Annotated in this window: 6 protein-coding genes and 1 pseudogene; all 7 read left to right on the top strand. The window is 65.8% G+C overall.

Annotation, left to right across the window (positions count from 1 at the left end; translation table 11 throughout):
- Positions 1-21 precede the first annotated feature (21 nt).
- Positions 22-1,758 (top strand): annotated as a pseudogene (locus BN1701_RS20140) (NB-ARC domain-containing protein); the annotation flags it as partial.
- Positions 1,704-2,918, top strand: a complete 1,215-nt coding sequence (locus BN1701_RS36505) for a P-loop NTPase fold protein (RefSeq protein ID WP_157368117.1) — start codon at positions 1,704-1,706, stop codon at positions 2,916-2,918. The pseudogene BN1701_RS20140 and the gene BN1701_RS36505, both read left to right, overlap by 55 nt.
- 1,057 nt (positions 2,919-3,975) lie before the next feature.
- On the top strand, positions 3,976-4,830 hold the full coding sequence (locus BN1701_RS20130; RefSeq protein WP_172803286.1) for a hypothetical protein: 855 nt from the start codon (positions 3,976-3,978) through the stop codon (positions 4,828-4,830).
- Positions 4,827-6,095 carry a hypothetical protein gene (locus BN1701_RS20125; protein WP_157368115.1) on the top strand — a complete coding sequence of 423 codons (1,269 nt, stop codon included), beginning with the start codon at positions 4,827-4,829 and terminating at the stop codon, positions 6,093-6,095. Before BN1701_RS20130 ends, BN1701_RS20125 begins: the two co-directional genes overlap by 4 nt.
- A complete protein-coding gene (locus BN1701_RS20120) occupies positions 6,092-9,508 on the top strand; it encodes a hypothetical protein (RefSeq protein WP_054051137.1) in 3,417 nt (1,138 codons plus the stop codon). The genes BN1701_RS20125 and BN1701_RS20120 overlap by 4 nt, the downstream gene beginning before the upstream one ends.
- A complete protein-coding gene (locus BN1701_RS20115) occupies positions 9,505-11,454 on the top strand; it encodes a hypothetical protein (protein ID WP_054051135.1) in 1,950 nt (649 codons plus the stop codon). The genes BN1701_RS20120 and BN1701_RS20115 overlap by 4 nt, the downstream gene beginning before the upstream one ends.
- Positions 11,454-12,398 carry an S-4TM family putative pore-forming effector gene (locus BN1701_RS20110; protein ID WP_054051133.1) on the top strand — a complete coding sequence of 315 codons (945 nt, stop codon included), beginning with the start codon at positions 11,454-11,456 and terminating at the stop codon, positions 12,396-12,398. Before BN1701_RS20115 ends, BN1701_RS20110 begins: the two co-directional genes overlap by 1 nt.
- The last annotated feature ends 465 nt before the right edge of the window (positions 12,399-12,863 follow it).

Here is a 12,863-nt window from a genome sequence, read left to right as displayed (position 1 = left end):
CACTGTCCTGCCGATGAGCGGATGAGGCGTCCCGATGCGCGAACGTCATCTGGGTTGACGACCTTGGCGGATTGGTCGATTAGTCCGGTGGCGCGACAGCTCCGCGTCGCAATGCACCACCACCTGCTCTTGCCCTCGACCAATTCGGGGTGCCCAGCTTCGGGACCGTGGTGTCATGCTGTACCGGCCACCGGCAGGAAAGGGATTATGACAACGACCGCCATGCCGCCCGACGAACCAGAGGAACCCTTTGTCGTCGGAGGCTCGGATCAGGGACAGGTCGTCCAGGTGGGTTCGATCATCGGCGGCGTCCACGTTCACTCATCGGCGACGCCTGTGCCGCGCCAGTTGCCCACCTCGCCGTCCAGCTTTGTAGGGAGGCAGGAAGAACTCGCTCGCCTCGTCGCCGGAGTCGATAAGACGGAAGCCCCGATCACCTTGATCTCCGGCATGCCCGGTGTCGGGAAGACAGCGCTGGCAGTTCATTGGGCGCATCGGGTGGCTGACCGCTTCCCGGATGGTCAGCTGTTCGTCGACATGCACGGCTACGACACCGCCGGTGTGCCGCTGTCGCCCGACGATGCTCTCGGTTTCCTGCTGCACGCGCTCGGTGTCGCACCCGACGCCGTGCCGGTCGACTTGGACGCTCGGGCGGCGGTCTTCCGCTCATTGAGCAGCTCCCGGCGACTATTGATCGTTTTGGACAACGTGGCAGCGGACGAACAGGTTCTGCCGCTGTTGCCTGGAACGGGCCCCAGCGCGCTGGTCGTGACGAGTCGGAAGCGTATGAACCTGCTGACCGCCACGCTCAGCGTCACGACGATCGTGCTCGACCCTTTGCCCCTTGACTCCAGCATGGCGCTGTTCATCCACGTCGTCGGCGAAGAGAGAGTGCAGGGCGAACCCGACGCGGCTACGGCGCTGGTTGCGCTCTGCGCGGGACTGCCACTCGCACTCAGAATCGTCGGCGCACTTGTGCAAGCTAGGCCCCACACACCGCTGGCCGAGCTGAGGAACTCCTTCGCTCACCGCTCGGACCGGTTGCTGTCGGAAGGCGCAGACGACGGGCAGACGTCCTTGACAGCGGTGTTGTCGTGGAGCTATGCGGCTCTGCCCCGCGACGCCGCCCGGCTGTTGCGGCTGCTCGGCCTCCATGAGAACGAGATCGTCACCGAGGCCGAAGCAGCAGCGTTGGGCGACCTATCGCCCAGCGATGCCGCATCCCTGCTCAACCAACTCCGCGCGCAAAACATGCTGGACGCCTACGACCAGGGCTACGTCCTGCACCCTCTCGTGCACTCATATGCACGCCAGTTGGTGTTCCGGGAAGAAGGTGAAGAAGAGCGCGCCGCCGCCGAGCGGAGGTTGTCCGCCGTCACCGGACAGCCACGGCAGAACGTCGACTGGGTGAACGACGCGCCAGCGACGACAGACCGCCTCAACCGCGGCGTGCTCGCGGACGTCCTGGCCCTGCGCTTACGCCAGGCTCAGCGCGAACAACCGGACATCTCCTTCCTGGTCCACCTGGACGGCCCCTGGGGCGCCGGCAAGACCACGCTGCTGAACCTGCTCGCGCACCGCTTGGCGGACCCGCCCGACAGCAGCCTCGTGGTCACCTTCGACGCGTGGCGACACGCCAAGGTGGACCCTCCCTGGTGGGCGCTGATCACCTGTCTTCGCGACCAGTTGATCCGCGCGGCCCCATGGTGGCGTCGTCCCGCGACACGGGCGCGGGAAATCACCGCACGGGTGACGCGTTCCGGTGCGTCATACCTGCTGGCCCTGGTAATCCTCGTGCTCTTGGTGGTGGGCGTGGTCGCGATGCTGGGGCCGATCTCGTTGACGCCGACGAAGTTCGGGGAGCTGGCAAAGGCGTTGGCGGCGGCGCTGACCGTGGTGGCCGGCTTCTGGACCGCGGGCAAGGTCGCGACGAAGCTGCTGCTGTGGGACTCTCCCGCGGTGCGCGCCTGTTTGAGCAGGCGCACACCAACCCGATGCGGGACGTCACGGCGCACTTCGCGTGGCTCATGGAGCACTCACCGCGGCCCGTGGTCTTCCTCATCGACGACCTCGACCGATGCGACGAGAAGTTCGTCGTCGGCATCCTCGACGCTGTCCAGAACTTGGTGCGCGATGCCTCGCGCGACTCTCGACGGCCGAGGCGGGCTGCCGCGTTCGTGGTGGCCGCCGACGGGGCGTGGTTGAGGCGTGCTTACGAGAAGACCTACGAGAGCTTCGAAGGAGCGGTGGACGAGCCCGGTCGCCCCTTGGGCTACTTGTTCCTGGACAAACTATTCCAGCTCAGCGTGCCGATGCCCGCCATGGGCGTCGAGACCCAATCGGGCTACCTCGGTGCGTTGCTGGGAGTGGACTCCGGCACCGCCACCCCGAAGACCACTGATGAGATCCAAGAACTGCGCGCGCGGGTCGTGAGCGGACGCAGCGAACTGGACGTCCTGAAGGCGCTGTACGACGCGGATCCGGTCGCTCGGCAGGCCGTCGTCACGGACGCCATCGCCCGGATGTCCACACCGGAGATCACCACCTCCACCGAGCACGCCCTGCAAAGGTTCGCGCCGATGCTCCTGGCCAACCCTCGCAGCATGAAGCGCTTCGTCAACACCTACAGCGTGCTGCGAATCCTGCGCACACTGGAGGGTGGCACAGTGCCATTGGACGCGCTAGCGGTGTGGACCGCGATTCGCATCCGGTGGCCCCTGCTCGCAGACCACCTCCAACACGACGCCGACCTTATCGAGAAGGTCAAAGCAGCCGAGGAAGCCACCACGGTCGACGACCTACCGAAACCCCTCCGGAAACTGGTCCGCCAGCCCGCCGTACGCAAGTTCCTCGAGGGTGCGCCGGTCGACCTGACGCCGGCTGTCATCCGATCGTGCTGCGGCGGCCAGGTCGGTTGACCCGAGCGTCACGAGGATGGTGCCCCGGCCAACCATGACCCCGCTCAACGGTTACGGGCACCGGTGTTCTCGCGTGAGGCTGCCAAGCGTGCCAGAGTGCCGATCCTTGGCGACGGAGCTGAATTGGTTCGGTGTCCGAAGCATGAGCTGCAGCCGGGACGCCACGGAGTTAATGCGCTCTCATGCCGCGAAGCGGCCGTCAACTCAACAAGCGCAAAGCTTGAAGCATGTGCACAACAAGTCACACCGAACGCGGCGGTGACCGAGCAAGCCGTGCGCCGTCGCCAGGACACAGCGGGGAGCAATCTGGGGAGCACATAGGGAGCAGAACGATGCGCTGAACCTACCTAGACCGTCCGGGACTGCTGCACGAACCGGTGACAGGCTGACCAAGACACCATCACCGCTGCCAGTTAGCCACGACGGCTGGAACCCTTCCGGTGGGGCAGGTCAAATGTCACCCATCGGTGTAGCGGACCCTCCTGACCGTCACTGACAGGGTGTTTGCTCGGATCACAGGCGAAGTCGGAACCCTCCTGTTCGCAGGCATCCGCCTCGCCCCGTGACCGCCCATCACCCGCATGAACTTCAGGGCGGATGTCAGCGAGTTGGCGGTGGCGGGTTGTAGCGCAGGGCGCGGCTGAGGCGACTCCTTCGGCATGATCCAGAACACACAACCTTTTGACTCTGCTATCCTGATCTACTCACCCCAGGGTGGTGAGAGCAGGTGGTGTGGCCTGCCCGTTCACTCGGAGCAGACGCCGGTCCACCTGTACATGCAGGGTCGGTCAGGTGTGCCCGGGGTGTACGCCGCGGAGAAGTCATGACCCTCGGTATTGACCCTCATCCCAGACATGTGTCCCCTGTTCGTCCGTTACTCGCGGGCGACCTCGTCGGAGGCCGTCGGGTGGCCGGGTTCGGTTGGGCCAAGCCCTCGGACGATGTCCGGTCAAACCATCTGGACGACCGGCTGCTGTTCGACGGCGACGAGGAACTGGCTGCCCTGCCGGACACTCCGGTGCCTTTGACGTCCGACCACGCGGAACCGGCGGGTGTCATGCCACCAGCCGACCTGCCCACGAATCAGGTTCACCCGGCCGCGTCGATTGATCCGACGCTGCCGTTGCGCGCGGACCTGTTACTCGATCAGCCTGGCGCGCCATGGCAGCCGTTGGCCCGGCCGTTGCTGGCCGCAGTGCACGCGACCGGCCATCGGATCTGGCTTTCCGGAGGCGCGAGCCGGGATCTCGCGTCCGACGTGCCGTTGCACGAGGTCAATGACCTGGATCTGGCGGGCACGGTCCCCGCAGGCCGGTTCACTGACATCACCTATCAGACGATGCGGGCTACAAGGATGACGGAGTTCCGAACCACGGTCACCCCAGGAACCTTGGTCTGCGCGGTCACCCCGCCATGGAACAACATCCGTGTCATTGAGTACCGCGGCCTGTCGCAGGGCGGATTCGAGTTCCCGCTGATCGGCAGTCGGATCGCCGAGGACTCCCGGCATCGGGACTTCTCGTTCAACACATTGCTCTACGACGTGCTCGACCACGTGGTACTGGATGCCTGCGGAACAGGACTGGTGGACTTGCGCGCGGAGAAGCTCCGGTTCGCGCCCCGCAACGAAAGCACCGATCCGGCCACCCAGGCGATGATCCTGTTCCGCGCACTGAAGTTCGCCGTGCGTTGGCATGACCGCGGACCGCACGACTTGGCGCCGCTGGCCGCCTGGCTAGATGGCCTTCCACCGGACTTCTTCGACCCGTTGACTTGCGATGACTGGAGTGGTTTGCGCGGCGCGCACCGCCGGTCGGTCACTGCGCCTGTCGACCGGCAACACGAATTCGCGGACCTGCTGCCCGAACCCGGCCGGAGCTTTCTCCGTACGCTGATCGGGAGGGCGTCATGACCACGTCGCCCCGCCCGCTAAGTCCCTGGGTGGCGCAGGTGTCGCCGGACGGGGTAGGCCTCGGCCCAGTCAACGGTGGTGACGACCGGGCCGACGCCCGCGCGTTGCCGCGCTACGCAACAGGCTGGCGCCGTGTCGCGATCCCGATCGCTGACGGCGGCCACGCGCTCGGACTGGTCGACGAACACGGCACGACTGTCGCCGAGTTGGACGACCATGGGGCCTCGATCAAAGTGAGCCTGGCCGCGATGTCTGCACTGGCCAGGATTGAGCGCGAATGGCCGGTGGTCGATCACACACTGACGGACGAAATTTACTCGCTGGCCACAGAGGCGCTGTCCCTGCGGTACTGGCTGCTGACCCGCCTCGACGCCGAAGGCGATCCTCCGGATGGTGTGTTCGAGATCCTCCCCTGGCACCTGCTGGACCGGGCGGTCGCGGCGGTGACCGCCGGGCTGGAACCGGACGGCACCCTTGGCGAACTGGTCGAGATCCGGCACTGGTTGACCCCGGCCGTACGTGGCCTGACAGGGCCGCTGGAACAGCTCGACCATGGGCTGCGTATCGGCGACACCCACATCGCCAGGCTCGGCGCGACCGCGCTGCTCAACAGTCTGCGCGATCTGCCAGGCGGCCGAGTCCCGGACTCATGTATGAACGGACTTCGAACGTTGGTCGGCCGCCTGGGCACGCTGGATCCGATCTACCGGCACGCGGCCCGATTCCTCACAGCGGCCTTGGCGGGCGGAAACGAAGTGCCGCGGCTGCAAACAGAGTTGAACCCCGCGATGGAGCCCGCGGCGGGCACCGATGAACTGCGTGAACAGGTCGAGCAACTCGGTGACGATACTCAGCAGGTCCGGCTGGTGGCGACCCGGGCTGGATGGATTCGTGTCACCGCGCGGATCGCAGGCGGGCAAGCCGCTGGTGGTCCTCTAGCCGAGCAGCCCGCGCTGCTGCTGCCGGTGCGGGTGACTCCCCGCAACCGCGGACCCGCCCTAAGGTTCTGGCTGGCCATGCAACCCGAGGGTGACCGACTGGTTGGGTCGCTCAACATCGCGTTGCCGGACGGAGTGTCTCTGTTCGACGCTGACGATGTGCCGATCGGCCCGGACGAGCTGACCCGGCTGCGGCCGGAGGAGCTGTTGCCCTCGCTGCACGCGAGCACCGAGATCTCCGCAGACCGCTGGCTGGAGATCGCCGACGACCTGCCGCACACACATCCCATGCGGGCTGCGGCCACGATCTTTGAGGCGTCACTGTGACCCGCGAACTCGACCTTGCGGACCTGACGGCAGACCGGATCGAATACGGCGACGCCGACCTCGTGGGTCACCAGCTCATCAACGCGCGTCGGCGGCTGATCACGATCATCCGCGACTGCGTCGTCGACAACAAGATCGCCGACCTTGAGGCGTTGCGCGACGGTTCGCTGGCAGTGCACACCATGCTCAAGGTGATCGCCGAGCACCCCACGAGGATGCCGGACCTGACCGATGCACCGTTCCGGCCGCGCGAGGGCGCGCTGATCCACGCCACCCGGGCATTGGCCTCGCTCGGGCTGACGCTCATCGCTGACCAAGAGCAGGCCGGACGGCACCTGTCGGTATTCCGCCGTTGGGCCACCCGCGCCGGGCTCGAAGTACCTGCCGAACCGATTACCCGAATCTCCGCTGCGGTGGCAACCCCACATGCCGCAACGCTGCGGCATCTGGCGAACGGCGGCGAGCTGGATCTGCTATCCCTGGTCTGGCTGATCGCACTGGACAGCGGACGCGGCACCGGGTTCGCCCTGCCGGTGCGACGCGGGCCGAGCACCGAAGTGCTGTTGGATCTTGGCTCCCAAGGCAAACGCGCCGTCTTGCGGCTCAGCCGAGTCCCCGCCTTACCCAGCGGGCTGGTGCCGGACCCCGCATCCATGGCGCTCAGCTCGGCTGACAGCCGTTTCCATGCGGCGCTTGGCACCGCCTGGCAGGAAGCGGGCGGGACCAGCCGGGATGCCGTGCTGTGGTCGCTGACCGATCCGGCCGGACCGATCACCAGGGTCACCCAGGAGTCCCTCAGCCTCGCGTTCGCGGTCTTGCTCGATGAACAACGTCGCCTCGCCAAACCCTTCCTAGGCCCGTTGACTGTGCGCAGGTTGCAGTCTCGGATCGCGATCGTCGGTCAACTCGATCCCGACCAGCCCGCCGCTACCGCTTCGGTGTCCGGCTACGACACCAAGCTCGCTGTGGTCGGCTCGGACATGCGGGTAATCCTGCCGGAAGCCGATCACGCCACCGCCCGCAAAGAAAACAGCCGGGCTGAACTGGTCCCAGCGGCCACATGGCGGGCGGCGGCCGTGGCGGGCCGCCGCATCGATCGGCGTCGGCTCCTCGCCGTCACCGCGGTCATCGCGCTGATACTGGCCACCGGCACCTTCGCCCTGTATCGGGTGTCCGAGTCGCACCGCGACGCTGACTCGCGGCGGGCCACCGCATCAGACCTCGCGGCACGCGCGGTAAGCCTGCGCCGGGCCGATCCGACACTGGCCGCGAAGCTCGGTCTGGCCGCGTACCGCATCGACCCCGGCTCGAGGGGAGTCGACGCGATGCGAGACGTGTTGTCGGACAATCGGAACGTGCTCCGCACCTGGCAGGCGGACAGCTCGCGGGTGAGCGCTCTGACGCTTAGTCAGGCCCTCGACGTGGTGGTGACCTCCGGCGGCGAACAGGTGAGCCGCGTATGGGCGTTGTCCACGGGAGAGCTCAAGGGCGAGATCCCCAAACAGGCGAGTGACCTGGTCATCGCAGGCGAACACCCGTTGGTCGCAGCGTGGACGGACACAGGATTGGCGCTGTTCGACGTCACTGCACCTCCTACCGAGCTAGGCGCTTTCCCTGAGGCGTCCTGCACCAAGTCGAAGAGCTTAGTGACGATGGGGTTCTCCCATTCCGATGCGGCCCTGGTGGCGGTATGGCGGGATGGCGCGATCAGCACCTACGACGTGGTGACCCGACAGCCGACGGCCTGCCTGTCCGCCGCGGATGCCATGACTCCACTGGATTACGCCATGAAGCTGCATCAGGAGAAGGTGGTCGCGGCGGATATTGTCGACCCAGGCTTCGCGGGGCGCAGCGACGACGAGGTGGTCATGGTGTTGGCGGACAACTCTGTGATCTCGGTACGGACTGGATCCAGGGACGCGCGGATCGAGGTGCCCAAGGAGAAGACGACTGGTAACGCTGCCCTGGTCGCTGCCACTCCTCACCACATCAGCGTGGCCACTCCTAGCGGCGTCGTGGTGTGGAGGCGGGCCGATCAGGTGCAGGTCAGCAATCCAGCAGGCGGTCTCGGCTTCCAACCGCGGGTGTTGGCCGCATCGAACGGCAGGCTGTTGTTCGCGGGCGAGACGGGCACGGTCGCGATTCCAGCTGATCGGCCTGACTACGTACTGGCGGCGAGCCTGGAGCAGCTCAACGGCGGTGCGGCCACGGTGGCGGCAATGAGTGGGCGCGCGATCGTGGCTGGCGGGCCGGGGGGGCGGATCTCAGTGATCGGTGATTCCTCCGGCCAACTGGCGCTCGCCCAGCGTGTCACGGTCACCTCGACCGCGTTCCTGTCCGACGGAAGGTTGGTCGGCGCCGAGGCGCCCAGCAGCGAGGGAAGGGCCGCCAATACCACCTGGAGTACAGCAGTTGTGTTGGTGGATCCCAACGCTCCTGTGCCGCAGAAGGTCGATGGACAGGAATCGGAACCCGATCGCTGGCGACTAACGAAGCGATCCGATCGCTTCTACGCCAATGATGTGGCGGTCAGCTCCAACTTCGTCGCTGCTGCGGGCCAGGTGAATGTGCAGGGCGGGGGCACGGTGCTGGTCTGGCCGTGGCACGAACGCGTCATACCTCGGCAGCTCACCCTGCCGGACTCGGACAAGGGCAAGAAACGCCCTGAGGAGCGGTTGATCGCGCGGGTGGCGTTCACCCCAGATGGCAACCTGTTGGTGGCGAGACATATCTCCGGTGAAGTCGGTGTCTGGTCCACCGACAATTGGGAGCTGCTTGGCAGGTTCCATCTGAAACCAGGTAACACGGACATGGAGATTCCGTCCACCCACGGGTTCTTCCTCGAAGGCGAACCGGAAGAGTGTCAACTCGTTGAGGTCGACCTGACCACTCGTGAGGTTGTGCGCCGTGAACCCGCCGAGTTGGTCGAACGCCTCAGCGTCAGCGCGGACGGCTCTCGGGTGCTCACGATGACCTCGGAGGGCGTCGTGCAGTTGCGCGGCGCCGATTTGTCGCCGGTTGGGGACTCTTGGAGGCTGGCAGTGTCCGGCGACGCTCCCGTCGCGTTCGCCATGGACGAGGCGGGCAGCCGGGTCGCGGTTAGTCAAGGCGACCGGGTGACCATCTACGATCTGGCCACCCAGACGATGGCCATGCCACCGATGCGCGTGGACGGCAGTCTGGTGGTCCGCGTGACTTGGTCTCCCAACAGCGAGTTGCTCGCTGTAACCGCCATGCCGCCGGTTCGCGGCAACAAGCAGGTCGACGTCCTGCGGTTGTTCAGAATCAGTGGCTTGGACTGGACGAGCCAGGTCTGCCGGTGGGCGGGCGGCGGGCTCGATCGCACCGACTGGTCACGCTACGTCGGCGTTGCGGTGACATACATCGATCTATGCTCGGAGGACGCGCGATGAAGATCCCTCCCCGACTACTCACACTGACCCTGTGCGTGCTCATAGCGGCCTGCGGCACGGACGGCATGCCCCAGCCAACGACGGACTCCGATGCGCGCGGTGATGCCACCGTCGCCTTCGTGTCAGGGGCCGAACTGCGGTTCGCCGACGGCGCCGGACATGTCTGGGGCGGGATACCGATCGCCTCGCCGTACAGTCCGGCGACTTGGTCAGCCGACGGCAAGCAGTTCGCCTGGCTCGACAAGACCAACCTCCACATCGTGACCGCTGCCACTGGCGTCGAGAAGTCCCAGCCGTGTCCGTGCGCCGGTCTCGGGTGGTTCGGCGAGGGGTTCGCCACTGTCAGCGCGGATGGCTCCGCGTTGCTTGTGTTCGACAGGGACGGCAACCCCAGCCGTGTGCCATTGCGCAGGCCAATGCCGTACGCCTGGGTCGGCGCGGGTGGCCGTGATCAGGTCGCTGTGGTCGAACCGATTCCCGAGGAACGAGCCTCCTACCGTGGGCAGGGCGCGCTGACCGCGGTGGATGCCAAGGGGCAGGAGCGGTTGATGATCGAGGGTGACTCCGCGGTCTCGTTCTGGGGTGGGTCGACTTCGCCCGACGGCACGCGCGTCGCCACGATCGAGGCGCCGAGCAGCGGAGCGTGCCGAACCTCGTCGAGTGTGCTGATGCTCAACAGCACGGGAACGAATCCAAAGTCGGAAGCGTTGATTCCCAAAGATTCAACATTCGCGGAAGCCGTTCTGATCGAGGCCCGACGGGTCACCGGTCAGACCTGGGCCGGATCCAGCCTCGTGGTCACCTTTGGCCCCGGAGTGGAGTGCCACCGCCTGTTCCCGGAGCGGTTCCTCAGCTACCAGGTCGACGACGGCCGCATGCGCTTGCTACGCACGGGCGCACTCCAATTGGGATTCGGAGCCGCCGGACGATCTTACGCCATTGAGATCGGCGATGACATCGACGCGACCAAGGACCCGGAGGTTCGAGGCAGACTCACGCTGAACTGGAAGGACAAGGCTCCTGTCACGCTTGCCGACACAGTGGCGACAATGTGGCTGACCCCTGCGGAACAGGCAGCGGGCAGACCGGAGGCGCAGACGCAGCCATCGGAAGAACGGATCAGGACCGACGACCACGGAAAGCCGCTTTCCCAAGAGATTCAAGATCTGATGGGCAAGCTGATCACCGCCTTGGACGGTGAAGACCAGAGCACGTTGACCGCGTTGTGCGCGCGGTGTGACACCGACACGCTGGCTCTGATCCGAACCCGGTCTGGCCGCGAAAAACTACGTCGCACCCTGCGTACTCACCCAGTGCTGGAGTCCGGGGCGCTGACGTTTCCTGGCCTGACCGAGTCGCGCTGCGTCGATGGCCGTGGCCCGGACGGCACCTGCACCCGGGAACAACTCCATGACATCGGCTTGCTCGGCCTGACCACTGACTTCGACTCGACGGACTTCAAGGAAAGGTACTCCGCGCCGGTCCAGGGCTCGATCGTGTTCACGGTAGATAAAGACGGGTCGGTACACTGGGTCGGACAGTCGACCACCGCCAAGTACCGTCAGCAGCTCAGCGGTTCTGGCGATGAACCGTACTACTTCTTCACCTCGGCCGACCGGTCCTATGTGTGCGGTATCGACAAGAAGCAAGCTTTGTGCCAGGGCGCTACCAAGCCCGTGCCACCCCGGCCCGAATCCTGCGAAAAGGTCGGGCCTAGCTGGGGCGCCGGAATGTCCGTCGACACCGACGGCAAGGTCGATTTCTTGTGCGCGGGCGGCGTGATGTTCTATCCGGTTGGACGTGAGCCGAACGACGGCGATGTGTTGCCACCTGGCAAGACCATCACCGCGCTCGGTTTCACCTGCGCCGCGGAACCCGACGGTTTCCGCTGCACCCGCGACAGCCACGGGTTCCGGATCGCGCCGACCAGCAATGAGACCTTCTGATGACGACACCGCGCTCAATCGACCAGCGGCAACTTGACGGCGACATGGTGCGGCTGCAGCGCGCGGCTGCTGCCAGTCATCAGCGGGGGCAGGCAGTGGAAGCGGTCCGTACCACCGCTGCAGGGCTGCTGGCCGCCGCTGGCGTGGTCGTCACCCTGGCTGGGCCTGGGCGGCAGGCAATGGCGATCATCGGTTTCGCCTGGTTCCTGGTATCGGCCTTTCCACTCAGACGGGCCGCGGCTGCTATCGCGCTGCAGGGGGCGCTGCTGCAAGAGATGTTCGACACCAGCCTGTTCCGGCTGCCCTGGCGAACCATGGTGGCTGGTGACCCGATCCCGGAGGCCGAAGTTCATCGGCTGGCTCGGCGACTGAAGTCGGGCTGCGCGAAGGACAATCGGATCGCCGAAGGCTGGTACGACCCTACCGGAGGAGTGCACCATCCGTACGACGTGCTGATGGCGCAGGAACAGAACCTGGCCTGGGATGCTCGCTTGAGACGACGCTACGCCGCCGTGCTACTGACCGCGGCGGCGTGTTGGAGCCTGCTCGGCGCGGTCACGGGCATCTTGGTGTCAGGCACCACGCTCACCGAGGTACTGCTCGGCTTCTACGTGCCGTCGCTGTCTGCTTATCAGCTCGTCTGCGAGATCTGGGCCGCGCAACAGCGCGTTGCCGCCGAACGTGAGCGGCTAGTTCGAATCGTCACAAGCGAGTTGCGGGCCGCGCGGCCCGGTTCGCTCGATGACGTCGAACAGCGGCGGCTGTGCGAGGTGGCCCGGGATGTGCAGGACGGCATCTTGCGCACTAGGGTGGACCCTACCCGGGTGCCGGAGTGGTTCTATCGCCGTCGGCGCCCGAACGACGAAATGGACTTTGCCGCAACGACCGCCAACCACCAGCGCCGGCTAATCGACGACTGCGGTATCCCGCCTTCTCGGCGGTAGCTTCTTCTTTACCTCCAGTCGGATCAGGGCGACAATGGCTGGCTTTGGCAGTGTGAGGATCAGGGTTTCGAGTCCATCAGGTCCACTTTTCTAGAAGCCCTCTCGATCTTGCAGTTTCTGCATGTGACCGCCGACGAGTTGGGTTACAGGTTCACATCGCGGGCCGGAATACCAAAGGGTGGGACCCCGACTGACAGCAGTTACACCGCCAGCCGGGGTAGTCACCCGCTCTGACCAGTGGAAACAGAGAATCGCGTGATCACGGCAAGACGTTGTCAGCAACCTTGGCGCCGTTCGACACCGATCAGCCCGGTTCAACACCACGACGTGCTCCAGGCTTGCTCCATCCGCGCCAGTGCGCGGTGATCCGTCCAGGCCACCCCGCAGACATCGTCGTTCTACCGCGCGAGGTCGATGGGTCACGGCACCAGCTACATACGCAAAGCTACTAATTAACCATCCAAC

It is taken from the genome of Alloactinosynnema sp. L-07, assembly GCF_900070365.1.
Lineage (GTDB): Bacteria > Actinomycetota > Actinomycetes > Mycobacteriales > Pseudonocardiaceae > Actinokineospora.
The sequence above is the reverse complement of the archived record's forward strand: the minus strand, read 5'-3'. Positions and strand labels throughout refer to the sequence as shown.